Here is a 23,200-nt window from a genome sequence, read left to right as displayed (position 1 = left end):
GGCCGGTCCGTGCGGCTCGGCTCGCTCGGGGTCACGGCGCATCTGAGTCGACGGTGACGCCTGCGGAGGCGCCCTCGATCTCGGCCGCCAGGGCGGCGCCGACGCGCGCAACGACGTGAGTGCCCGCCTCGACGTAGTCGACCGTGTCGATCTCCCCCTCGGCGTGGACCCGGGAGACGAGGTCCCCACGGGAGTAGGGCACCACGACGTCGATGCTCACCTGCGGGTGGGGCAGCATCTGCTCAATGCGGGCGCGCAGCTCCTCGATCCCCTCCCCGGTGCGGGCCGAGACCGCGACCGCCCCGGGCAGACCGGTGCGCAGCGCAGCCAGGGTGACGGCGTCGGCGAGGTCGGTCTTGTTGAGGACGATGAGCTCGGGCACGTCCAGGGCGCCGGGGATCTCGGACAGGACGGTGCGCACGGCGGCCACCTGGCTGAGGGGGTCGGGGTGGGCGGCGTCGACGACGTGCAGCACGAGGTCGGCCCCGGCGACCTCCTCCAGGGTGGAGCGGAAGGCCTCAATGAGCTCGTGGGGCAGGTTGCGCACGAAACCGACGGTGTCGGTGAGGGTATAAGTGCGCCCTTCGGAGGTCTCGGCCCGCCGGACGGTGGGGTCGAGGGTGGCGAACAGTGCGTCCTCGACCATGATGCCGGCCGCGGTGAGGCGGTTCATGAGGGAGGACTTTCCGGCGTTGGTGTAGCCGGCGATCGCCACCGAGGGGATGGCACCGCGTCGGCGCGAGCCCCGTTTGGTCTCACGCGAGGGCGCCATGGCCTGGATCTCGCGGCGCAGGCGGGCCATGCGCTGGCGGATGCGGCGCCGGTCGAGCTCGATCTTGGTCTCTCCGGGGCCGCGTGAGCCGATGCCCTGACCGGCGGCCACGCGGCCTCCGGCCTGTCGGGACATGGACTCGCCCCATCCGCGCAGGCGCGGCAGGAGGTACTCGAGCTGGGCGAGCTCGACCTGGGCCTTGCCCTCACGGGACTTGGCGTGCTGGGCGAAGATGTCCAGGATGAGGGCGGTACGGTCAACGACCTTGACGCCGACGACGTCCTCCAGGGCTCGGCGCTGGGAGGGGGCGAGCTCACCGTCGACGATGACCGTGTCGGCGCCGGCCGCGGCCACGACGTCGGCCAGCTCACGCGCCTTACCGCTGCCCAGGTAGGTGGCGGGATCGGGGTGGTCGCGCTTCTGGATGAGGGCGTCGAGGACCTCGCTACCGGCGGTCTGGGCCAGGGCGGCCAGCTCTCGCAGGGAGGTGTCGGCGTCCTGGGCGTCGCGCACCTGGTCGCTGCCGCCCGGTGCGCCGGCGGCCGGGCCGTGGGGCCGGGGCAGCTCCAGGCCGACCAGGACGACCTTCTCCAGGCGGACCTGGCGGTACTCGACCTCGCTGACGTCCTCCAGCTCGGTGGACAGTCCGGCCACACGGCGGCGGGCGGCGCGGGCCTCCCGCTCCAGGGCGCCGTCGTCGAGGCCGTCCGCGTAGCCACCGGCGTGCTCGTGCTGGGCGGCGGTGGAGGCCAGAGCGGTTCCGGTCCGGGACAGGACCCGGGCCACAACGTCATGGACGTCGTGAACGTCCTGAACGTCACGGACGTCACGGCCCTCATGGGCGTCACGGGTGTCTGCTGCGTCCTCGGGGGTGGAAGGGGTGCTGGGGGTCGTGGAGTGGTGATGGGTCACAAATTGTCCTTCGTCGTATGCCTGCGCCCCTCCGATGGGGCGCGATGGTTCTGGCGGGGAGCGGCGCCGGCCGCCGTTTCAGCGCATACGAAGGATCCACATGGGGGCGATGGTACTGCCCGCGGGCGCGTGGGGCCACCCGCCGACTCGGGCGGCGCGTCGGGCCAGCAGCGGGGTGCGGAGAAGCCCCACGGCGAGCAAGATGAGTGTCGGCCACAGCCGGTCCGTCTCGACACCGGATGCCGTGGGGGCGACGAAGACCACGGCCAGCGTGGTGCGGCGGCGGTAGGCCTTCAGTTCCCGCGCCGGATGGGCCCCGCAGACAAGCGCGACGACCGGCCAGCCGATACCGCCTGCGGTGAGCGCCCAGCCGATCTGGGTCGGGGTCATGTCCAGGACATCGTGGGCGCTGGGAGCAACCAGGTAGTCCTGGGTCAGGAAAAAGGCGCACATCCACATCAGGGTGGCGATGCCCGCGCGCCGGCCGACCGCCAGGCACAGGGTCCCTGCAGGCAGGACGCGGGAGCAGGACCAGAGCACCAGTGCGGTCCCGCCGGCGACTCCGGGCCAGAACCAGGGGCTGGAGACGCGAAGCGCCCCGATGATCGCCACACCTGTGGCCATGGCCCGGGCGGCCAGGCACCGCAGGATCTCCCCGAGGACGTAGACCTCGATGTTCGGGGCGAGGGCTCCGACGACGGCGCCGGAGGCGCCTCCCGTTGGCTTCTCCGATGTGCTACCGGACCTTCCGACACGGGGTCGGATGGTAGCGGAGACATCGTCATCACATCAGGCTACCCGCCTCGATACAACCGCTGTACGGCGTTCCAGCCACCGCCGCACCACCATGAAGACAGTTCCGGCAAGCGCAGCGTGCACAAGGCTGATCCCGGCCACCTCGGGCGTGGCGAACTCGATCCCGACCCCGGAGTCGATCCAGCCAAGACCACCCAGAAGCACGCGGTTGATGGTGAGAAACGTGAAATGGAAGGCGATCGCAGAGGTGAGCGCACCCGGTAGTGGGATCCGTCGGGCCGCAACCAGTGTGAGGCCGAAGACGAACAGCAAAACTATGTAGAAAAAGGGGTCGTTACCGCTCGGCGCCAGAGAGAAGCCCGTCGTTCCACCCCCTAGAACGAGCGTTGACGTCATTCGAATCAGATTGCTGAACGCCGTACTGAGGCAGAAGAGAACCGTGATCGTCATGGTGGCCGCGAGCGGGCCCCAACTTTCCCGTAGAGTCGACCACCCGTAGCCGCGCAGCGCGATCTCCTCCGGCAACGCCTCGTACAGTAGCAGGACGACCGCGTTGACTGCGAGGAAGGTTGCGAGCGCCACCGGTTCGAGGTGATCGAACCGGGCCCAGCCGATCAAGAACACGGGTGTCCACACAACAGCCCCGGTCACGACAGCGACGGCCACCCCGGTCGCGGCCGCGGCGGGCCAGTGACGTGATAGGCCCATCCCGGCGAGAGTCCTGCGGTCAAGGAGACGACGACAAGCCACGATCGCGGGAACAACGAACAATGTGACCAGAACTGCCTGAGACACGCGAATGAATGCAGGTCCGGTCTCAGTCCTGGATCCGACAGCCTGTGCGATCGCTATCGAAAGAGTCACCCCCAACGTCAAGATTGCCCAGCCGCTGAGCGCCTTTGCGAGAGCCCTGTATCGGCTCATGACAACATCCCTCTCCTACCGTCCGCACCCCTATGGAGACGCGATCGTATTATCAAAATGCCGCGTCTCGCAAAATCGGCACTCCTCGCCTGGCAAGGGGCAGCGGACTGATGACCGCCTTGGTTTCCTCCCTCTGTCGACGAGCAGAGCCCGGGTAGCCTGGTGGGCGTGAGCGAGCACTACTTCACCGCCTCCCCCGCCGTCGAGGCCGAGGAGCGCACTCACCGGTTCTCGATCCGCGGCGTCGAGCACACGGTGGTCACGGCCTCGGGCGTCTTCAGCGCCGACCGCCTCGACAAGGGCACACAGGTCCTCCTCGACCACGTCGCCGATCCGCCCGAGACCGGTTCCTTTCTCGACCTGGGATGCGGCTGGGGCCCGATCACGCTGGCCCTGGCCGACGCCGCTCCTGGGGCCACGGTCCTGGCGGTCGATGTCAATGAGCGCTCGTTGGCCCTGACCGCTCGCAACGCCGCTGCCGCAGGCCTGGACAACGTGCGGACCGCCCCGGCCGACGCGCTGCTGGCCGAGCTGCGCCAGAGCTCGACACCGGTGGATCTCATCTGGTCCAACCCACCGGTGCGCATCGGCAAGGAGGCCCTGCACGAGCTGCTGCTCACCTGGCTGGCGCTGCTGTCCGAGGACGGGGAGGCTTGGCTGGTGGTGCTCAAGAACCTGGGAGCCGACTCCCTGGCGACCTGGCTGAGTAACCAGGGCTGGGACGTGAATCGAATGGCCTCCTCGAAGGGCTTCAGAGTCCTGCGAGTGCGCCGCCGGCACGGCTGACACGCCGCCGGGCCGTGCCCGGACGGGGCCCGCCCGACTACCGGCGTCGTCGCCTCGCCAGGCGCAGGTCGATGACGGCGACCCCGGCGGCAACGGCGATGGTGGCCACGACGGCCAGCAGGCCGGCTTGGGCGGCGGCCTCCCAGCCCGAGGAGTGCGAGACGCGGAAGGTCAGGCCCGTGATGACGGCGATGCCGATGGAGGCGCCGATGCGCTCACCGGTCTGGAGGATGCCGCCCGCGGCCCCGGCGTACTCCAGGGGGACGTCGGCCAGGGAGAGGGTCTGGTTCGGGGAGACCACGAGACCCTGCCCCACTCCGAGCACCAGCAGCGTGAGGGTCAGCCACCAGGGACTCCACCCCGCACGCGCATGCATGTGCATGATGCCGATGCTCCCCAGCAGCCCAGCCATGCCCAGCACCATGCCACCGAGCACCATAACCCGCCCCACCCGGATCACCCTGCGGCCGGCGACGGCGGCGGTGATCGATCCCGCCAGGGCGGCCGGGACTCCGATGAGGCCGCTGGCCAGCGCGGTGGATCCCAGGCCGGCCTGGACGTACTGGGCCACGATGATCCACACGCTGGTGTAGCCCAGGAAGTACACGGCGATGGCCAGGCTGCCGTAGGCGAAGGAGGGGATGGCCAGCAGGCTGAGGTCGACCATGGGGGCGCCGCCCCTGGACCGGTAGCGCTTCTCCCAGGCCACCCAGGCGCCGATGACGCCGATTCCGGCGGCCTCCAGACCCCAGATCCAGGTGCCGGCCGAGGCCTCCATGAAGGGGATCATGATGAGCAGCGTGCCGACGGCGAGCATCCCCATCCCCACCGGGTCGAGATCGACCCCGCCGCGCTGGGCGGCCCCGGTGGCGCCGGCGCTCCCGGCGGCGTCGCCATCGGAGCTGCCCGCCTGTTCCGTCTGACCTGTGTCGCTTTCCCGGCGCCAGGCGGAGGCCGGCAGGTAGCGACGCGCGGCCCAGACGCCGGCCAGGGTGAGGGGGACGTTGATGAGGAAGGAGGCGCGCCAGCCCCAGTCGTCTCCGAGCCAGCCGATGAACCCGCCGCTGAGCACTGGCCCCAGCGCTACCGAGACCCCGATGACGGCGCCGAAGAGCCCGAAGGCGCGTCCTCGGGCCTCACCGGTGTAGTACTGCTGGATCATGCCGGTCACCTGCGGGTTGAGCAGCCCTGAGCCGATTCCCATGACGACCCGGGCCAGGTTGAGGGTGACGACGTCGGGGGCCAGGCCGGAGGCGAGGGAGCCGGCCCCGAACAGGAGCATGCCGATGACGAAGAGCCGCCCCCGCCCCATGACGTCGCCGGCGCGGCCGGCCGGGACGAGGGCCACCCCGAAGACGAGGGCGTAGCCGGAGACGATGAGCTGAAGCCCGGCGGTGCCGGCGCTCAGGCTGTGGGAGACCGCCGGCAGGATGACATTGACCGAGGAGACGGCCAGCAGCGTGACGAAGGCGGGGATGAGAAGTGTCGGCAGAAGCCGCTCATGGTTCGGACGCGGCGTCTGGGCTGGGTCGCGGGGGTGAGGCGTGGGCACGTCGTGAGGCTACCGCGTGCCGGACCGCTCACAGCTGTGAGGCCGCGGCATGCTCGACGTCCTGCTGGACCCGGCTGGGAGGCTCCCCGGGGGCGGGCGTGGACCAGGCTCCGGAGCGGATGTCCAGGAGGATGCCGATCAGCAGGGCGATCCCAATCACCAGGGCGATGAGCACCAGCAGGATCCAGCCGGTGGAGTCGCTCCACAGGCCGGTGCGCTCCAGCAGCCTGCTGGGGCCCTTCCAGCCGGTGGCCATGATGGCGGAGACAGATCCGAGAATCCCGGCTGTACTCACGCACCACCGGTAGGTGGCCCTGAGCCGTCCCGGCGCCAGGGCATCGATCAGTGTCACGATCACCAGGGCGATGACGAGGGGATAGAGCAGGAACGTCACCGGCCCCGCGATCTTGAGGATGGCATCCAGTCCGAGGTTGGCCAGCGCGAAGGCGACGATCGTGCAGGCGACGAGCTGCCGGTTGAAGGAGACGGCCGGCCAGGCGGTGTAGGCGTATCCGGCCCAGGAGGCCAGCAGCCCCACGGCGGTGGTCAGGCAGGCCAGGATGACGATGGCGGCGAAGATGACGACGCCCGAGGCCCCCAGCGTCGAGGAGGCCGCGTTGCTCAGCAGCTCGGTGCCCTCCTCGGCGTCGGCGGTGATCCGCCCGCGGGTGTGGGTTCCCAGGACGGCCAGGCCGATGTACACCAGCCCCAGGAGCGCGGCGGCGATACCCCCGGACAGGATCGTGCTGCGCACCAGGGCGCGGGAAGAGGACAGGCCTCGTTCGCGCAGGGAGGAGATGACCACGACGCCGAAGACGGTGGCCGCCAGGACGTCCATGGTGAGGTAGCCCCGAGTCAACCCGGTGGTCAGGGGGTGACTCACATAGTCCCCGACGGCCTCGCGCTCCACGCTGGGGAACATCAGGATGGCGGCCCCGCACAGCAGGGCCAGCAGGGCCAACAGGGCGGGAGTGAGCCAGCGCCCGACGCGGTCGGCCAGGCGGCTCGGGCTGAGGGCGATGCTGAAGGACACGCCCATGAACACCGTCACATGCGCCAGCAGGGCCAGGCGGGAGTGGTGAACCCCCAGCAGCTCGAGCACCGGAAGGGTCGCCAGCTTGTAGGCGACCGTGGCGGCACGGGCGATACCGGTCAGAGGACCGATCACCAGATAGACCGCCAGCGGCATGACGGCGCCGAATCGTGGTCCCACTCTGCGAGCCAGTCCCAAGATCCCCTCACCGGATGCGGAGACGGCGACCACGGTGATGAGCGGCATGAGCACCCCGGTGGCGAGGAAGCCCCCCATGGCCGGAATGAAGGACCTGCCCGAGGCGGCGCCCAGCAGAGGCGGGAAGATGAGGTTGCCCGCCCCGAAGAACAGGGCGAAGAGCATCAGGCCGGTCGGCAGGACGGCGCCGACGGCGGAGCGTGTGGATGGCTGGCTCATAGTGGTGGTCGGTTTCTCTTCTCGGATGTGGCGTCGGTGCGACGTCCGGGAGCAGTGCGGATGGCGGCGGGGCTGAGGGGCCTCAGGCGACGGTGATCCGCCCGGTGATCGTGGCCGGGCCGGTCAGCAGCACGCTGCCGTCCTCGCCCAGGGGGTCGGCGCCCACGTGGACCCCGATCTCTCCGCCGGGAACGAGCAGTCGGTAGTCCTCGGGAGCGCCCGGACCAGTCCAGGCGTGCAGGGCAACGGCGACGGCGCAGCACCCCGCTCCGTAGGAGAGGGACTCCCCCACGCCGCGCTCCAGGACGCGCATGCGGGCGATACCCACCGATGACTGGGTGTCGGGGTCGGTCTCCTCCCCCAGCGGCACGACGAGCTCGAGGTTGGTGCCGACCTCGGGGACGGGGTCGTAGGCGACCGGGTCCGCGGAGTCGGTGAGCCCGGCGAAGGCGGCCGCCTCGAGCTCGCCCTCCTCCCCCAGGGCGACGACGGTGTGGGGGCCGGAGATTTCCACGCTCAGGGCGGCCCGCGGCCCGTCCAGGCCAGGGACGACGACGGCCGTGTCCCAGCCCTCGTCCTCGGCCTCCTCGGGGCTGGCCAGGCGGGCCGGTCCCATGTCCACGGTCCACAGCTCCCCCAGGCGGGTGATGGTGCGGGCCCCGCCGCGTGTGCCGATGGTGACCGACTCGCCGTCGGCGATGGGGCACAGCCCCTCATGGTCCAGGACGTGGGCGAACAGGCGTGCGGCGTTGCCGCTCATCTCGGCCACGGTTCCGTCGGCGCGGTAGTAGTCCAGGAACCACTCGGCCTCGGGCACGGAGGCGGCGAAGGCTCCGCCGCCGGGCAGGGCGGTGGTCCGTACGACGCGCACGAAGCCGTCGGCGCCGATGCCGCGGTGGCGGTCACAGGCCGCCGCGATGTCGGCGCCGCTGATGGCGACCTCGCAGCCGGGGTCGACCAGCATGAGGAAGTCGTTGAGGGTCGCGTGGCCCTTGATGAGCTCACGACCGCGAAGACCTGTCGAGTGCGGCATGGTCCCTAGCCTAAGCGACGCCGCGACCCACGCAGACGAGCTCCCATGCCTGCCGGGTGAGCCGGGAGCGCTCGGAGTCGGTGCACTGCCCGGTCTCGGTGAGGGCGACGTCGATCCAGAGCAGCCGTGGGTCACGCCGAAACCACTTGATCTGGCGGGAGGCGAGCTGGCGGGTGGCCAGGGCGGTGGAGTCGACCGCCTCGGGCACGCTCATGGTCCCGTCGATGACCGCGAGCGCCTGGGCGTAGCCGATGGCGCGTGGGGCGGTCTCCCCCTCCCGAAGACCCTGGTCGATGAGGGCCTCCACCTCCTCGACGAGGCCGCCGTCGAACATGGCGCGGGCCCGCTCGTTGATGCGCTTATCCAGGAGCCGGCGCTCGCAGCGCAGGGCGATGTGGACGGTGGGGGCGATGTCCTCGTAGCGGGGCAGGGAGGCGGAGAAGGGACGGCCGGTGATCTCGATGACCTCCAGGGCCCGCACGATCCTGCGGGTGTTGGAGGCCTCGACGCGCTCGGCGGCGACCGGGTCGAGGCGGGCCAGCTCGGCGTGGAGGGCGGCGGTTCCCTCCTGCTCGGCGCGCTCGCTCAGGCGGGTGCGCACGGCCGGGTCGGTGCCGGGGAAGTCGAGGTCGTCGGTCAGGGCCCGCACGTACAGGCCAGAGCCTCCGGCGATGATCGGCAGGTGGCCCCGTGACTCGACGGCGTCGATGTCTCCGCGGGCGCTGCGCTGGAAGGCGGCCACGGATGCCCTGTCCCTGACGGTGAGGACGTCGATCTGGTGGTGGGGGACGCGGGCCCGCTCGGCGGGGCTGGGTTTGGCGGTGCCGATGTCCATGCCGCGGTAGAGCAGGGAGGCGTCGGCGTTGATGATCTCGGCGCGGGTCGCCGGTTCGTCGGAGTGCATCCGCTCGGCGAGGTCGAGGGCGAGGGCGGACTTGCCGGTGGCGGTGGGCCCCACGACGACGAGTCTGGGCAGACGGGGGGCGCTCGGGGACGCTGGGCTCATGGGGGCTCAGATCTCCGGCAGGAGAGGACCCACCAGGCTGAGGGCCTGGGTGCAGGCGGACAGCGCCGTGTCCAGGTGGAGGCGCAGCTGGGCGTCGGTGGCCCCGGCGGACAGGTCGGTGAGGTAGGTGGCGCGCACCAGCGGACCGATGGGGGTGTCGATGACGCCGACGGTGGGGAAGAACTTGTCCCGGTTCCAGTCGTTGACGCTGGCGGCGATCTCGTCCCTCTGGGAGGCGGGGGCGGCCTCCTCCCAGTCCCCCGAGACCAGGAGCCAGCCGTCGTGCCCCTCAGGAATCTCGATGACGAAGGGGAAGGAGTCCCAAGTGCCCAGGAGGCAGGGGTGCTCGCGGTCCTCGGTCAGCTGGACGTTGTACTCCATGGGGCCGGTGAGCATGGACTCGATCCGCGCCAGGGTCAGCTCCTGGGGCTCCTCGTCGGTCGCCTCCAGGTCCGACGAGCGGTCGGCGCCCCGTCCTTCCGCTGCCGGCTCCTCTTCCAGTCGGCTCGATGTGCTCGACCAGCTGCGTGAGGCGTCCAGGGTCTGCGCCGAGGCGGTTGTCCTGGTCGGCTCCGATGGACCACTGGAGTCGGTCGGAGTGGTTGAGTCGGCTGATTCCCCTGAGGCTGAGGGTTCCACGTGACCTGTGACGTACGGCGAGATGGTCGGGGGCTCGTCGGGTCGGCTCTGGGAGTCGACGGGCCCACTGCTGCGCCGGTGGTCCAGCGCCCGCACGTCCCACTCCTTGCCCAGGAGGCGTGCGATGAAGTCGGTGAGGCGTTGCAGTCTGGGCATCACGGCTCCAGGCTTCCGCGCAGCTCGTCGGGGAACTGCTCCTCGGCCTCGTGCATGAGGGCGACGATGAGCCGGCAGCCGCCGAAGACGAAGTCCTCGAGCTGTCGGTCCGTCATTCCCGCCTCGAGGGGGTAGGTGTACTCACCGTGAAGACGCACGACTCCGCCGTCGGCGACGGTGAGGTAGGCCTTGGGGCCGATGCGGGTGGTGTTCCAGTCCTCGACCAGGGCACGCAGCTGGGTCAGGTGCTCGGTGTCGGCGATGCGGTGCCAGATTCCGCGCATCTGGACGGCCCTGGTGTCCTGGAAGATGGCGTGGACGGTGACGTAGCGCCAGGGGATGCCGATGTCGCCCTCGTCGTCGATGAAGTAACGCAGTCCCAGTCGTTTGACGCACTCGTGGATACGGTCGACGTCCACGGGCCTGGGGACCGTGGCGGCGGCAGCAGAGCTGGCGTCGAAGCTGGGCATGCTTCCCAGCCTAGCGGGGCCTGCGGGCTGCTCCCCAGCGCAGCCCGGCCCGCTCCACCGTCAGCGCAATCAGCCGTGGTCCGCCTCAGGCCGGTGCGCCCACGCGCAGGGTGGGCAGACCCAGGCTCACCGGGGCGGTGTCGGGTTCGGGAGTGGCGCAGGCCTCGGCCTGGCGGCGCTCCCAGGCGTCTCCGGCGCGGGTGCGTCGCACCTGGAACAGGGCGGGGCCGTCGTCGAGCCAGAGGCGGTCGCCGGGCTTGAGGGCCTCGTTGGCGGCCGCGGCGCGCGGGTCCAGCTCGCGCCCGCAGCGGGCGGAGTCGGCGATGAGGTTGTGGGGGGCGCCGTGGGTGACGCGCACGGTGACCATGTCGCCGGGGCGCGGGGCCCCGCCGGCGTAGTCGTCCTCGGTCAGACCATCGGGCAGGGCGACGTGGACGAGGCGGTTGTCGGCGGCGCGCCCGGAGATGCGGGCGGTGACCGCATCCCGGCGCCCTTCGCCCTCGGCGACGAGCACCTCCACGACGCGCCCCTCCTGGCGCTCGTTCTCCTCGTGGGCGATGCGGCGCACGAGCGCGTCAAGCCGCCGGTAGCGGTCCTTGACGACCTCGGTGGGAACCTGGTCGTCGCGGTCGGCGGCGGGGGTACCCGGGCGCGGGGAGTACTCGAAGGTGTAGGCCGAGGCGAAGCGGGCCTGCTCGACGACGTCGAGGGTGGCCTGGAAGTCCTCCTCGGTCTCGCCGGGGAAGCCGACGATGATGTCGGTGGTGATGGCGGCCTCGGGCATGACGGCGCGGACCTTGTCCAGGATGCCCAGGAAGCGCTGGGTGCGGTAGGAGCGGCGCATGGCGCGCAGCACCCGGTCCGAGCCGGACTGCAGGGGCATGTGCAGGCTGGGCATGACGGCCTCGGTGGTGGCCATGGCCTCGATGACGTCGTCGGTGAAGGCGGCGGGGTGGGGGCTGGTGAAGCGCACGCGCTCGATGCCCTCGACTGAGCCGGCCGCCCGCAGCAGCTTGGCGAAGGCACCGCGGTCCCCGAAGCCGACCCCGTAGGAGTTGACGTTCTGCCCCAGGAGGGTCACCTCGATGGCGCCCTGCGCGGCGACGGCCTCGACCTCGGCCAGGACGTCGCCGGGACGGCGGTCGCGCTGCTTGCCGCGCAGGGAGGGCACGATGCAGAAGGTGCAGGTGTTGTTGCAGCCCACGGCGATGGAGACCCAGGCGGCGTAGGAGGACTCGCGGCGGGTGGGCAGGGTGGAGGGGAAGACCTTGAGGGACTCCTCGAGCTCGACGGCGGCCGCGGAGTTGTGCCGGGCGCGCTCGAGCAGGGCGGGCAGGACGTCGAGGTTGTGGGTGCCGAAGACGACGTCGACCCAGGGGGCCCGCTCGACGATCCCCTCCCCCATCTGCTGGGCCAGGCACCCAGCCACGGCGATCTGCATGCCGGGGCGCTCGCGCTTGACGGCGGCGAGCTGGCCCAGGTTGCCGAAGAGCCGGGTGGCGGCGTTCTCACGCACCGAGCAGGTGTTGATGATGACGACATCGGCCCCGCCGTCACCGGCGTCGGTGGCGCGGGCGGCGGCCTCGGGCACGTCCTCGACGCGCAGGTAGCCGGCTCTCTCCAGCAGTCCCGCCATGTGCTCGGAGTCGTGGACGTTCATCTGGCAGCCGAGCGTGCGCACGTGGTAGGTGCGCGGCAGGCCGCCTCGGGCGTCGAGAACGGGGGCGGAGGTGGTCAGCGTGGTCATCGCCGAGCAGTGTAGGTGGCGGCGGGGCCCCGCCCCAGCCCTGGCGCAGCGTCGTGACCAGATGCACGACTGATGGTCCTCGACCTGGGCCTCACGGAGCGCCGCTTCCATTCTGCTGCGCGGATGCGGGCTCCTTCACTAGGATGTGACGCGCCACACGATGAGAGGGAGGGTTATGACGGCGCCCCACACACCCGCGCGCTTCCTGGACCGGCACCTGGGCACGACGGGAGCGGACCTGGACGCGGTCCTGACCCGCATCGGTGCTCGGAGCCTGGAGGACCTGGCCGTCCGGGTGGTCCCCGCCACCCTGCCCGTCCTCGACCCCCCGCAGCAGCCCGAGCGACCCGATGCCGTCGTCGGCGGGCTGAGCGAGGACGAGGCCGTCGGCGCGCTCAGGTCCCTGGCCGCCCTCAACGACCCGCACACCGAGATGATCGGGCGCGGTTACCACCCCACCGTCACCCCCGCCGTCATCGTGCGCGACGTCCTGTCCAACCCCGCTTGGACCACCGCCTACACCCCCTACCAGGCGGAGATCAGCCAGGGGCGCCTGGAGGCCCAGCTGCTTTTCCAGACCGTCGTGGCCGATCTCACCGGCCTGCCGGTGGCCTGCACCTCCCTGCTGGACGAGGCCACGGCCGTGGCCGAGGCCGTCCTGCTCATGACGCGCGCGCACCGCGGCCCCGGCGCTCCCGTGCTCCTCGACTCCGGCCTGCACCCCCAGCTCATCGAGGTGGCCTCGGCCCGGGCCGAGGCCCTGGGCATCGACGTCGAGGTCGTCTGCATCTCCACGATCACCGAAGACGGCGCTCCCCTGACCGGGGCGGTCCTGGCCCACACCACCAGCCGCGGACTCGTCCAGGACCTCTCCGGTGCCATCGCGGCCGTCCATGCCCGCGGCGGCCTGGTGGCAGTCGATGCCGACCCGCTGGCCCTGACGCTGCTGACCGAGCCGGGCGCCGTCGGCGCGGACATCGCCGTCGGTACCGCGCAGCGCCTGGGGGTGCCCCTGTTCTTCGGAGGCCCCCACCCGGGCTTCATGTCCGTCACCGAGGCGCTGCGGCGCCAGCTGCCGGGACGCGTCGTCGGCGTCTCCCGGGACACCGAGGGCCGTGAGGCCTACCGCCTGGCCCTGCAGACCCGCGAACAGCACATTCGCCGGGAGAAGGCCACCTCGAATATCTGCACCGCGCAGGCCCTGCTGGCGGTCGTCGCGGCCTTCTACGCGGTCTACCACGGTCCCGAGGGCCTGGTGTCCATCGCCGAGCACGTGCACCGCCGGGCCGAGCACCTGGCCGTCGGCGCCTGCGCGCTCGGGCTCGCCCTCGAGCACGAGGAGTTCTTCGACACGGTGAGCGTGCGCCTGCCCGGCGCCGCCCGCCGGGCCATCGAGCGTGCTGAGGCGCTGGGCTACAACCTGCGCATGCTCGATGCCGACCACGTGGGTGTGAGCGTCAACGAGACCACCACCGATGACGACGTCACCACGGTCCTGCGGGCGCTCGCCGACTCACTCCCCCGCGCCGCGCAGGAGCCCACCCCGGGCACCGACGGCGCCTCCCGGTTCCCCCTGCCCACCTCGCTGGCGCGCACGAGCAGCTTCCTGACCCACCCGAGCTTCCACCGCTACCGCAGCGAGACCGCCCTCGTGCGCTACATCCGACGGCTGGCGGACCGCGACCTCGCCCTCGACCGGACGATGATCCCGCTGGGCTCGTGCACCCTCAAGCTCAACGCGGCCGCGCAGTCGGCCGTGTGGCTCAGCCCAGGGCTCGCCGGCATCCACCCCTACGCCCCCACGTCCCAGACGCGCGGCTGGCGCCTGCTGCTGGACGGTCTCGCCGACCGGCTGGCGCGGCTTACCGGCTACGACCGGTGCAGCCTGCAGCCTGCCTCCGGCGCCCAGGGCGAGCTCGCCGGCCTGCTGGCGGTGCGCGGCTACCTCTGGGCCACCGGGCAGCAGCAGCGCGACCTCGTCCTGGTACCCGCCAGCGCCCACGGCACGAACGCCGCCTCGGCCGCCGGCGCCGGCTTCAGCGTCACGGTGGTCGCCACCGCCGAGGACGGCTCCATCGACATCGACCACCTGCGCGAGCTCCTGGCCGAGTACGGTCAGCGCGTCGCGGCCATCATGCTCACGTACCCGTCCACCCACGGCGTCTTCGAGCCGCAGGTCACTGAGGTCACCGCCCTCGTCCACGACGCCGGCGGCCAGGTCTACATCGACGGCGCCAACCTCAACGCCCTCACGGGGCTGCTGCGCCCGGGTGACCTCGGTGGCGATGTGTCCCACCTCAACCTGCACAAGACCTTCGCCATCCCTCACGGCGGCGGCGGTCCGGGCGTGGGCCCCGTCGTCGTCAAGGAGCACCTGGCCCCCTACCTTCCGGCCGGCCCCACCGGATCGGCCCTCCCGACGGACGAGGACCATGACCGGGGCTTCGGCGGAGCAGCGGCCATGGGGGCCCGCTTCGGCTCGGCGGGGGTCATGCCGCTGGCCTGGACGTACCTGGCCACGCTCACCGACGCCGATCTGCGCCGGGCCACCCTCACGGCGCTGGCCCACGCGAGCTACCTCTCGCAAACGCTCGCCGACGTCTTCCCCACCCTGTACACCCACCGCGGGCACGTGGCGCACGAGTGCGTCCTCGACCTGCGTGCGCTCACCGCCGCCACCGGCGTGACCGCCGAGGACGTGGCCAAGAGGCTCATCGACTACGGGTTCCACGCGCCGACCCTCTCCTTCCCCGTGGCCGGCACGCTCATGGTCGAGCCCACCGAGTCCGAGCCCCTGGCCGAGCTGGACCGCTTCATCGCGGCCATGCGCTCGATCCGTGCCGAGATCGACGAGGTCGCCTCGGGGGCCGTGGCGCTGGAGGACTCGGTGCTGCGCCGCTCGCCGCACACGCTGGCGGCCGTCACGGCCGAGCCCTGGCAGCGGCCCTACTCGCGCGCCACCGCGGCCTTCCCGCTGGCGGGCATGGAGACGGACAAGTACTTCCCCCCGGTCTCGCGGGTGGACAACGCGTGGGGCGACCGCCACCTGATGTGCACCTGCCCGCCACCCGATGCCTTCGAGGCGCACGAGGCATGAGCCGAGACCACGTCTGACGAGGAGACAGCGATGAGCGAGCACACCGAGACCGGCGCATCCGTCCTGCGCACCACGCCCCTGCACCGCGTGCACACGGCCCTGGGCGCGTCCTTCACCGACTTCGGCGGCTGGCAGATGCCGTTGCGCTACACCTCTGACCTGGCCGAGCACCACGCGGTGCGCCGCAGCGCGGGGATCTTCGACCTGTCCCACATGGGTGAGGTCAAGGTCGCCGGCCCCGAGGCGGGCGCCGCCCTGGACCACGCGCTCGTGGGGGCCCTGTCGGCCGTGGCGGTGGGGCGCGCCCGCTACACGATGATCGTCTCGCCCTCCGGCGGGGTCATCGATGATCTCATCGTCTACCACGTGGGCGACGAGGAGTACCTCGTGGTGCCCAACGCCGGCAACCGCGAGCGCGTCGCCGCCGAGCTGGTCGCCCGTTGCGCGGGCTTCGACTGCACGGTCGAGGACATCTCTCTGCGCACCTGCCTCATCGCCGTCCAGGGGCCGCGGGCACAGGAGGTGCTCGTCGGCGTCGTCGAGTCCGGTGCCGCCATGCCCGGCGCCCTCAGGCCCCTTGAGGGCTCGGAGGAGGAAGACTGCGGACCGGACGTGCTGTGCGGTCCCACGCTCTTGGAGCGCCTGCGCTTCTACGCTGCCGTCAGGGCGACGGCGGCGGGGCACTCGGTGCTGCTGGCCCGTACCGGCTACACGGGTGAGGACGGCTTCGAGCTGTTCTGCGGCGCGGAGGACGCCGTGGACCTGTGGACGGTCATCACCAGTGCCGCGGCGGCCCTGGAGCCCACCGTCATCGACGGCGAGCCGGTGCCGGCGCTGACCCCCTGCGGGCTGGCGGCGCGCGACTCTCTGCGACTGGAGGCCGGGATGCCCTTGTACGGGCACGAGCTCCACGAGGGGATGACGCCCTACGACGCCGGCCTGGGCATGGTGGTGCGGCTCGACAAGGGCGCTTTCGTCGGACGTGACGCCCTGGCCGCCCGGGCCGAGCAGGAGGGCGCTGAGGGAACCTCAGTGCTGGTCGCTCTGACCGCTGAGGGTCGACGTGCGGCCCGGGCCGGTGCGCCGGTACTGGGCGACGACGGCGAGGTGCTCGGTACCGTGACCTCCGGCCTGCTGTCACCCACCCTGGGTCACCCCGTGGCCCTGGCGCTCCTGCGTCCCTGGAGTGAGGACGCCCCCGCCTGGCCCGTGGGCACGGTGCTCGTCGCCGACGTGCGCGGCAGGCCGCTGGAGGTCACGGTCGTCGACTCCCCCTTCTACAAGCGGACCCGATAAGGCGTCCCGCACCACCCACCACCACCTGACAGGAAGGACCCCATCATGGCTCAGAGCGTACACGCCCACCTGCGCTACAGCATCGACCACGAGTGGCTGGAGGACGGTGAGCCCGCATGCGTGGGCATCACTACCGTCGCCGCCGATGCTCTCGGTGAGGTCGTCTTCGTCGACCTGCCCGAGGTCGGCGCCCAGGTCGAGGCGGGCGAGCCCTGCGGCGAGCTCGAGTCGACCAAGTCCGTCTCGGACCTCGTCTCGCCCGTGAGCGGCACCGTCGTCGCCGTCAACGATGCGGTCGTCGACGAGCCGGGCACCATCAACGAGGACCCCTACGGTGCCGGCTGGCTGTTCACGGTGACGGTCAGCGCTGAGGGAGATCTGCTCAGCGCCCAGGACTACGCAGACAAGTTCGACGCCGTCGTCGACGGCTGAGCGCTCAGGCCCCGCTGTCGGCGGCCTTGCGGCGGGCGGCGAGGTCGGCGTCGTGACGGGCCGCCGTGGCGAAGGCCGCGCCGGGCTCGGCGATGGAGCCGAAGGAGGCCAGGTCGCGACGGAAGACGACGGCGGCCAGCCAGTCCATCATGATGCGCACCTTCCGGTTGAGGGTCGGCATCGCGTAGACGTGGTAGCCGCGGTGAGCGGTCCAGGCGGTGAAGCCGCGCAGGTCCCGGCCCATGATGCGGGCGACGCCCTTGCCGATGCCCAGGGAGGCCACGGTGCCCAAGTTCGCGTGCGCGTAGGACTTCAGAGGCACACCGTTCTCGTCCCCGGCGGCGAGGACGGCCACGAGGTTGTCGGCCAGCAGCTTGGCCTGACGCACCGCGTGCTGGGCGGTGGGGGCGCAGGTGGCCTCGGGGTCCTCGGAGGTCAGGTCAGGAACGGCGGCGCAGTCGCCGGCGGCCCAGGCTCCCTCGACCGGCGCGCCGTCGCGCGCCACCTGGAGGGTGGGCAGCGCGGTGACCCGGCCGCGGGCATCGATGGGCAGGTCGGAGGCGGTCTGCAGCACCGGGGCGGCCTTGACGCCGGCGGTCCACACGATGGTGTCGGCGTCGAACTCGGTGCCGTCGGACAGGACGACGTGGCCGTCGACGCAGGAGCTGAGGAAGGTGTTGAGCCGCACGTCGATGCCACGCTCGCGCAGCTGCTGCAGCCCGTAGCCGGAGAGCTCCTCGGTGAGCTCGGGCAGGATGCGGCGCGAGCCCTCGACGAGGACGAAGCGGACGTCGCGCTGCTCGATGGAAGGGATGGTGCGCACGGTCGCGCGTGCCATGTCCTCCAGCTCGGCGATGGCCTCGACGCCCGCGAAGCCTCCTCCGACGAAGACGAAGGTGAGCAGGCGCCTGCGGCGCTCGGTGTCCCAGGTGGAGGCGGCGTCCTCGATGCGGGTGAGCACCCGGTTGCGCAGGGCGGTGGCCTCCTCGACCTGCTTGAAGCCCATGGCCTGCTCCGCCAGGCCGGGGATCGGCAGGGTGCGGGCCTCGGCGCCCAGGGCGATGACGAGGTGGTCGTAGGTCAGGGTGTAGGGCTCGACCCGCTCGTGCGTGGACTGGGGGGTCGGGGACGCACGGTGACGGTGCGGCCCGCGTGGTCGATGGCGGTGACGGCGCCGGTGATGATGGTGACGCCGTCGAGGTTACGGCGGTGGGGGGCGACGACGTGGCGCGGCTGGATGGAGCCGGCCGCGACCTCCGGCAGGAAGGGCTGGTAGGTCATGTAGGCGCGCGAGTCGATGATGGCGATCTCGACCTGGTCGAGGTTGAGCTGGGCGCGCAGGGCCCGGGCGACGCAGAAGCCGACGTAGCCGCCACCGGCAATGACGACGCGGGGCGGACGGCGGCTGCCCGTGCCGGCGGCGACGTCGGGGACGTCGTGGCGGGCCGGACGTACGGCCAGTGCGAGGGCGGCTCCGGCGGCCAGGAGGCCGGCGGTCGACAGGGCAATGGTGGTGCGACGACTCATGGGCACAATCTAAGGGCACCCTTATTCCAAGATCACGCTAGGACCTATTTCCCAGACATGGTTCCTGTCACAGTGCCGCGCCCGGCCAAGAGCCGCCTTCACCGGCCGCCTGCGACCACCGTCCACTGATCCAGGGCCAGAGCGGCCGCCCCACGCGCCCACTCGTCGAACTCGAAGGGACGCAGCAGGACGGGCACGGGCGCCGCGGCCCAGTGCCGCAGACCGCCCACCTCCTTATCAAAGACCTCGCGGTAGGTCTCCACCACGGCGACCCCCTCCCCGGAGACGACGACGAGCTCGGGATCGACGTAGGCGATGAGAGTCCCCACGACCCTTCCGATCGCCAGCACTGCACGCCGTAGGACGTCGTCGACGCCGTTGTGGCGACGCATGTCGGGACTCAGGAGCAGATCGAGACTCAGCTCGCTGGCCTCACACTCCAGGTGCTCGGCGGCCGCCCGCAGGATCCCGGGGGTCGAGGCGAGGGCCCGAGCGCACCCGGGGTGCCCGATCTCGCAGCTGGGCCCCGAGGGATCCACCGGCAGGTGCCCGACACTGCCGGCCGCCCCCTGCGCACCGGAGACGACCTCACCGGCCACCACGACCCCGCAGCCGATTCCAGCCCCCAAGGTGACCATCGCGAAGGGGTCCTTCCCGCGGCCGGCCCCGAACCACGCCTCGGCGTAGGCGAAGGCGCGCACGTCGTTGGCCGCGACGCAGGGCAGCCCGGTGGCCTCGGCGACCATGGCGGCCAGAGGTACGTTGCGCCATCCCAGGAAGCTGGCCACCACCACAGTCCGTCTCCCGACGACGGCCGCCCCCAGGGAGATTCCGATGGCATCGGGCCGTCGCCCGCTGCGCTCGGCCAGCTGCACCACCACCGAGGCGATGAGGGCGGTCACGGAGCCGGCATCGGTGTCGGTCAACGGCCGAGAGTCACTGATGAGGACCTCACCCAGCGGATCGGTCAGGACGGCGTAGAGGCGGTCATCTGTGAGCTTGATGCCTGCAACGGTGGCACTGCTCGGGACGACGGCCAGCAGGCGGGTGGGTCGCCCCGGCCCGGCCACCTCCACCGGCGGCTGCTCCTCGATGAGTCCCGCCTCGATGAGGGGGCGCACCGTACGTGTCGTCGTCGCCGCGGACAGCCCCAGGCGCTCGGCGAGGTCGCCGCGACTCATGGGGCCGGCGGAGATCAGGGCGAGCAGCGCCCTGGCGCCGAGGCTGCGTCCATCGCCCATCGTCGACTCCCACTCCCATCGTCGTCAGCTGCCACTGGGACCGCACGGCCTGTGACCTGGGACGACGTTCACCGCCGTCCACGTCGTACCGACACTGTAGAGCAAACCCTTGCAAAATCTAACATTGTCAATTATTTTCATCCTACAAGGAATCGCTCCCGGTTCCTCCCCCTCCCCTGGAAGGACGATGATGACCCTCCATCTGCGATGCGCCGACACCTCCGTGGTCCTCGACCTGCCCGAGGACCGTTTCCCGGTGGTGCGCCACTGGGGCCCTGACCTGGGTGACGTCAGCGGTGACGACCTGTCCGACGCGGCCCTGGCCGCCGAGACGTCCTTGGGCACCAACACCGCCTGGATCACCAACGACCTGCCGATCCTGCCCCTGGCCCACCTGGGCTGGAACGCGCGCCCCGCCGTGGCGCTCTCACGCACCGACGGCTCGGCCTTCTCACCCCACCCCACCGCCTTCACCCACGAGGAGGGCTCCGAGGACACCCCGGCCGGGCCCGCCCTCGTTGTGCGCTCCAGCGGAACCGACGCCGCCCACGAGCTGACCCTGGGTACTGAGCTGCGTCTGGAGGCCTGCGGCCTGGTACGTCTGCGCGCCTGGGTCCGCAATGACCGCCCCGAGTCCGACGGCGAGCAGGGGGCCGACCTCGTCGTCGGCGAGCTCACGCCGGTACTGCCGCTGCCCGACAGCGCCGACGAGCTGCTGGACACCACCGGACACCATGTCCAGGAGCGCCGGCTCGTGCGCACCCCCTTCACCCCGGGTACCCGCCTGCGCGAGTCCTGGGAGGGACGCCCGGGGCACGACGCCGTCACCTGGCTGGCCGCCGGCCCCACCGGCTTCGGCTGGCGCAGCGGACGCGTCCATGGCGTTCACGCGGCATGGTCCGGCAACGTCCGTCACCTGGCGATGAACCCAGCCTCGGGCCGCAAGCTCCTGGGAGCCGGAGAGCTGCTCCTGCCGGGCGAGGTCTCGCTGGCCCCGGGGCAGACCTACACCTCTCCGTGGACGGTCTTCTCCTGGGGCGAGGGCCTGGACGCCCTGGCCCAGCGCAGCCACGCCTGGCTGCGCTCGCGCCCCTCCCACCCCACCCGTCCCCGCCCGGTGCTGCTCAACACCTGGGAGGCCGTCTACTTCGACCATGACCTGGACAAGCTCAAGGCCCTGGCCGACGCCGCCGCCCAGGTCGGTATCGAGCGCTACGTCCTGGACGACGGCTGGTTCGGCTCCCGCCGCGACGACACCTCGGGGCTGGGCGACTGGCAGGTCTCCCCGGAGGCCTGGCCGAACGGTCTGGAGCCTCTCGTGGAGCACGTCCACGCCCTGGGCATGGAGTTCGGCCTGTGGTTCGAGCCGGAGATGGTCAACGTCGACTCCGAGCTGGCCAGCGCCCACCCGGAGTGGATCCTGTCCGACGGCGCCGGCGGAGCACCCGAGCACCGCCACCAGCGGGTCCTGGACCTGACCGCCCCCGGCGCCTGGGACTACCTGTTCGATGCCATCTCCACCCTCGTGGAGCGCCTGGACATCGCCTACCTCAAGTGGGACCACAACTCCCCTCTGCTGGCCACGGGGCATGAGGTCTCCGACCCCACCGCGGGGCGTCCGGGGGCGGCCGCCATCCACGACCAGACCCTGGCCGTCTACCGTCTCCTGGATGCGCTCCATGAGCGCTTCCCCTCCCTGGAGATCGAGTCCTGCGCCGGCGGCGGCGGCCGCATCGACCTGGGGATCATGGAGCGCACTCAGCGGGTGTGGGCCTCGGACTGCATCGACGCTCACGACCGCCAGAACATCCAGCGCGGCACCACGCTGCTGCTTCCTCCCGAGATGGTGGGCACCCACGTCGGCTCGGGACGGGCCCACACCACCTTGCGCGACCTCGATCTCGACTTCCGGGCCGGTACCGCCCTGTGGGGCCATATGGGTGTGGAGTGGGACCTCACCGAGGCCGACGACGCCACCCGCGAGCGCCTGGCCTCCATCATCGCGCTGCACAAGGAGCTGCGCGGCCTGCTGCACTCGGGGGTGACGGTCCACGCGGACCTGCCCGACGACGACGTGCTGCGCATCGAGGGGGTCGTCGCCCCTGACGGCTCCGACGCCCTGTTCGAGATCGCCTCGCTGGGCCAGCTCCTGGCCTGGCCCACGGCACCGCGACCTCTGCCCGGCCTGGACCCCTCGCGCCGCTACCACGTGCGCCTGGCGGCGCCGACCTACCCCGAGCTGCGCCTGGCAGCGGGCTGGATGGCCCAGGGCGTCACCCTGCCGGGCTCCTACCTGACCACCACGGGTCTGGCACTGCCGGTGCTGCACCCCGACCACCTCATCCTGCTGCGCGCGAGCGCCGTCGACTGACGGCTCAGCGATCCTCCGAGTCGCTGATCCGTCCTCTCTTCTTCTACCCGCCCCTACCCCGCCCGTCCGTCTTCGACCCGTTTTCCCTCATCACCGTCGATTTGGAGACCCGATGTCAACCTCGACCCTGCTCGCACGACCATCGCGTCGGCAACGCAAGCCACGCTCCGACCTCAAGCTCGGCCTCGCCTTCATCCTCCCGGCGACGATCGGCCTCGTCGCCTTCTACATCTGGCCCCTCATCCGAGGCATCTGGCTGTCCTTCACCGAGTACAACCTCCTGACTCCCGAGGAGTTCACCGGCCTGGACAACTACAAGCGCATGGCCCAGGACGACACCTTCTGGAACGCCGTCGTCGTCACCGTGGAGTACGTGGTCATCAACATCGGTCTGCAGACGATCCTGGCGCTCCTCATCGCCGTCCTCATGCAGCGCCTGACCCAGTCCACCTTCGTGCGCTCCATCGTGCTGACGCCCTACCTCGTCTCCAACGTGGTCGCCGCCATGCTGTGGCTGTGGATCCTGGACAACACGCTGGGCATCACCAACCAGCTCCTGGAGTCCCTGACGGGCTCAGCCGTCGACTTCTTCTCCTCGTCGATGGCCATCCCCACCATTGCCATCATCAACGTGTGGCGGCACGTGGGCTACACGGCCCTGCTCATCTTCGCGGGTCTGCAGTCGATCCCGAACACGGTCTATGAGGCGGGCAAGATGGACGGCGCCAGCGAGTGGAGGATGTTCTGGCGGATCACCGTCCCGCTGTTGCGTCCCATCCTGGCGCTGGTGCTCATCATGACGATGATCGGTTCCTTCCAGGTCTTCGACACCGTCTCGGTGGCCACCCAGGGCGGCCCCGTCAACGCCACCCGCGTGCTGCAGTACTACATCTACGACATGGCCTTCGGACGCTTCCAGTTCGGATACGCCTCCGCCATGGCGGTGGGGCTGCTCCTCGTCCTGGCGGCGATCACGATCCTGCAGTACCGCATGACCCGTGCCGGCGAGACGGACCTGGACTGAAGGAGGACC

At 71.1% G+C, this 23,200-nt stretch carries 19 protein-coding genes; 6 read left to right on the top strand and 13 right to left on the bottom strand.

Annotated features, from left to right (window positions below):
• Positions 1-31: 31 nt before the first annotated feature.
• From hflX to HMPREF9058_RS03620, 3 genes are all read right to left on the bottom strand, one after another.
• Positions 32-1,684 carry a GTPase HflX gene (gene hflX / locus HMPREF9058_RS03630; protein ID WP_009406504.1) on the bottom strand — a complete coding sequence of 551 codons (1,653 nt, stop codon included), beginning with the start codon at positions 1,682-1,684 and terminating at the stop codon, positions 32-34.
• Positions 1,685-1,762: 78 nt separating this feature from the next.
• Entirely contained in the window at positions 1,763-2,296 is a 534-nt protein-coding gene (locus tag HMPREF9058_RS03625; RefSeq protein WP_009405603.1) for a hypothetical protein, read from the bottom strand.
• Between the two features lie 177 nt (positions 2,297-2,473).
• On the bottom strand, positions 2,474-3,364 hold the full coding sequence (locus HMPREF9058_RS03620; protein ID WP_043537611.1) for a hypothetical protein: 891 nt from the start codon (positions 3,362-3,364) through the stop codon (positions 2,474-2,476).
• A gap of 168 nt (positions 3,365-3,532) precedes the next feature.
• On the opposite strand from HMPREF9058_RS03620, the gene HMPREF9058_RS03615 reads away from it, so the two are divergent.
• The gene (locus HMPREF9058_RS03615) at positions 3,533-4,150 is read left to right on the top strand and encodes a class I SAM-dependent methyltransferase (RefSeq protein ID WP_043537768.1); all 618 of its coding nucleotides are present in this window, start codon (positions 3,533-3,535) and stop codon (positions 4,148-4,150) included.
• Positions 4,151-4,187: 37 nt separating this feature from the next.
• On the opposite strand, the gene HMPREF9058_RS03610 is transcribed toward HMPREF9058_RS03615, so the two are convergent.
• The 7 genes from HMPREF9058_RS03610 to miaB all read right to left on the bottom strand — a co-directional run bounded on the left by HMPREF9058_RS03610 (position 4,188) and on the right by miaB (position 12,203).
• A complete protein-coding gene (locus tag HMPREF9058_RS03610) occupies positions 4,188-5,702 on the bottom strand; it encodes an MFS transporter (protein ID WP_009747625.1) in 1,515 nt (504 codons plus the stop codon).
• Between the two features lie 28 nt (positions 5,703-5,730).
• Positions 5,731-7,152: a branched-chain amino acid transport system II carrier protein gene (gene brnQ, locus HMPREF9058_RS03605; RefSeq protein WP_009406157.1), complete on the bottom strand. Its 1,422-nt coding sequence runs from the start codon at positions 7,150-7,152 to the stop codon at positions 5,731-5,733.
• A gap of 82 nt (positions 7,153-7,234) precedes the next feature.
• Positions 7,235-8,185: a diaminopimelate epimerase gene (locus HMPREF9058_RS03600; protein WP_009406237.1), complete on the bottom strand. Its 951-nt coding sequence runs from the start codon at positions 8,183-8,185 to the stop codon at positions 7,235-7,237.
• Between the two features lie 10 nt (positions 8,186-8,195).
• Positions 8,196-9,191 carry a tRNA (adenosine(37)-N6)-dimethylallyltransferase MiaA gene (gene miaA, locus HMPREF9058_RS03595; RefSeq protein ID WP_009405447.1) on the bottom strand — a complete coding sequence of 332 codons (996 nt, stop codon included), beginning with the start codon at positions 9,189-9,191 and terminating at the stop codon, positions 8,196-8,198.
• Between the two features lie 6 nt (positions 9,192-9,197).
• A complete protein-coding gene (locus HMPREF9058_RS03590; RefSeq protein ID WP_009405469.1) occupies positions 9,198-9,986 on the bottom strand; it encodes a YbjN domain-containing protein in 789 nt (262 codons plus the stop codon).
• Positions 9,986-10,456, bottom strand: coding sequence for a YbjN domain-containing protein (locus HMPREF9058_RS03585; RefSeq protein ID WP_004565218.1), 471 nt, complete (start codon positions 10,454-10,456; stop codon positions 9,986-9,988). The genes HMPREF9058_RS03590 and HMPREF9058_RS03585 overlap by 1 nt, the downstream gene beginning before the upstream one ends.
• An 85-nt stretch (positions 10,457-10,541) precedes the next feature.
• Positions 10,542-12,203, bottom strand: coding sequence for a tRNA (N6-isopentenyl adenosine(37)-C2)-methylthiotransferase MiaB (miaB, locus tag HMPREF9058_RS03580; protein ID WP_009405836.1), 1,662 nt, complete (start codon positions 12,201-12,203; stop codon positions 10,542-10,544).
• A gap of 175 nt (positions 12,204-12,378) precedes the next feature.
• On the opposite strand from miaB, the gene gcvP reads away from it, so the two are divergent.
• The 3 genes from gcvP to gcvH are packed head-to-tail and all read left to right on the top strand — an operon-like array spanning position 12,379 to position 17,028.
• Complete coding sequence (gcvP, locus tag HMPREF9058_RS03575) at positions 12,379-15,300, top strand: aminomethyl-transferring glycine dehydrogenase (protein ID WP_009747224.1); 2,922 nt, start codon at positions 12,379-12,381, stop codon at positions 15,298-15,300.
• A gap of 30 nt (positions 15,301-15,330) precedes the next feature.
• Complete coding sequence (locus HMPREF9058_RS03570; protein WP_009747522.1) at positions 15,331-16,596, top strand: glycine cleavage system aminomethyltransferase GcvT; 1,266 nt, start codon at positions 15,331-15,333, stop codon at positions 16,594-16,596.
• Between the two features lie 45 nt (positions 16,597-16,641).
• Positions 16,642-17,028, top strand: a complete 387-nt coding sequence (gene gcvH, locus HMPREF9058_RS03565) for a glycine cleavage system protein GcvH (RefSeq protein ID WP_009406011.1) — start codon at positions 16,642-16,644, stop codon at positions 17,026-17,028.
• Between the two features lie 4 nt (positions 17,029-17,032).
• On the opposite strand, the gene HMPREF9058_RS03560 is transcribed toward gcvH, so the two are convergent.
• The 3 genes from HMPREF9058_RS03560 to HMPREF9058_RS03555 form a co-directional block, all read right to left on the bottom strand.
• On the bottom strand, positions 17,033-18,085 hold the full coding sequence (locus HMPREF9058_RS03560; RefSeq protein ID WP_254654079.1) for an NAD(P)/FAD-dependent oxidoreductase: 1,053 nt from the start codon (positions 18,083-18,085) through the stop codon (positions 17,033-17,035).
• Positions 18,086-18,108: 23 nt separating this feature from the next.
• Positions 18,109-18,555, bottom strand: coding sequence for an FAD-dependent oxidoreductase (locus HMPREF9058_RS13750; RefSeq protein WP_254654053.1), 447 nt, complete (start codon positions 18,553-18,555; stop codon positions 18,109-18,111).
• A 98-nt stretch (positions 18,556-18,653) separates the two neighbouring features.
• A complete protein-coding gene (locus HMPREF9058_RS03555) occupies positions 18,654-19,796 on the bottom strand; it encodes an ROK family transcriptional regulator (RefSeq protein ID WP_009405726.1) in 1,143 nt (380 codons plus the stop codon).
• 190 nt (positions 19,797-19,986) lie between these two features.
• Here HMPREF9058_RS03555 and HMPREF9058_RS03550 point away from each other — a divergent pair, with 190 nt between their 5' ends.
• Both HMPREF9058_RS03550 and HMPREF9058_RS03545 read left to right on the top strand, forming a co-directional pair.
• On the top strand, positions 19,987-22,167 hold the full coding sequence (locus HMPREF9058_RS03550; protein WP_009406396.1) for an alpha-galactosidase: 2,181 nt from the start codon (positions 19,987-19,989) through the stop codon (positions 22,165-22,167).
• A gap of 112 nt (positions 22,168-22,279) precedes the next feature.
• On the top strand, positions 22,280-23,191 hold the full coding sequence (locus HMPREF9058_RS03545; RefSeq protein WP_009747303.1) for a carbohydrate ABC transporter permease: 912 nt from the start codon (positions 22,280-22,282) through the stop codon (positions 23,189-23,191).
• Positions 23,192-23,200: the final 9 nt, after the last annotated feature.

The sequence above is a fragment of the Actinomyces sp. oral taxon 175 str. F0384 genome, assembly GCF_000223355.1.
GTDB classification, from domain to species: Bacteria; Actinomycetota; Actinomycetes; order Actinomycetales; family Actinomycetaceae; genus Actinomyces; species Actinomyces oris.
The sequence above is the reverse complement of the archived record's forward strand: the minus strand, read 5'-3'. Positions and strand labels throughout refer to the sequence as shown.

What these genes read in the sequence shown, in the direction of transcription:
- HMPREF9058_RS03590 (WP_009405469.1), bottom strand. Translation starts at nt 9,986, where the DNA reads ATGCCCAGACTGCAACGCCTCACCGACTTCATCGCACGCCTCCTGGGC.
- miaB (WP_009405836.1), bottom strand. Translation starts at nt 12,203, where the DNA reads ATGACCACGCTGACCACCTCCGCCCCCGTTCTCGACGCCCGAGGCGGC.
- HMPREF9058_RS03585 (WP_004565218.1), bottom strand. Translation starts at nt 10,456, where the DNA reads ATGCCCAGCTTCGACGCCAGCTCTGCTGCCGCCGCCACGGTCCCCAGG.
- HMPREF9058_RS03570 (WP_009747522.1), top strand. Translation starts at nt 15,331, where the DNA reads ATGAGCGAGCACACCGAGACCGGCGCATCCGTCCTGCGCACCACGCCC.
- gcvH (WP_009406011.1), top strand. Translation starts at nt 16,642, where the DNA reads ATGGCTCAGAGCGTACACGCCCACCTGCGCTACAGCATCGACCACGAG.
- HMPREF9058_RS03555 (WP_009405726.1), bottom strand. Translation starts at nt 19,796, where the DNA reads ATGGGCGATGGACGCAGCCTCGGCGCCAGGGCGCTGCTCGCCCTGATC.
- miaA (WP_009405447.1), bottom strand. Translation starts at nt 9,191, where the DNA reads ATGAGCCCAGCGTCCCCGAGCGCCCCCCGTCTGCCCAGACTCGTCGTC.
- HMPREF9058_RS03600 (WP_009406237.1), bottom strand. Translation starts at nt 8,185, where the DNA reads ATGCCGCACTCGACAGGTCTTCGCGGTCGTGAGCTCATCAAGGGCCAC.
- brnQ (WP_009406157.1), bottom strand. Translation starts at nt 7,152, where the DNA reads ATGAGCCAGCCATCCACACGCTCCGCCGTCGGCGCCGTCCTGCCGACC.
- HMPREF9058_RS03620 (WP_043537611.1), bottom strand. Translation starts at nt 3,364, where the DNA reads ATGAGCCGATACAGGGCTCTCGCAAAGGCGCTCAGCGGCTGGGCAATC.
- HMPREF9058_RS13750 (WP_254654053.1), bottom strand. Translation starts at nt 18,555, where the DNA reads ATGAGTCGTCGCACCACCATTGCCCTGTCGACCGCCGGCCTCCTGGCC.
- HMPREF9058_RS03550 (WP_009406396.1), top strand. Translation starts at nt 19,987, where the DNA reads ATGACCCTCCATCTGCGATGCGCCGACACCTCCGTGGTCCTCGACCTG.
- gcvP (WP_009747224.1), top strand. Translation starts at nt 12,379, where the DNA reads ATGACGGCGCCCCACACACCCGCGCGCTTCCTGGACCGGCACCTGGGC.
- HMPREF9058_RS03545 (WP_009747303.1), top strand. Translation starts at nt 22,280, where the DNA reads ATGTCAACCTCGACCCTGCTCGCACGACCATCGCGTCGGCAACGCAAG.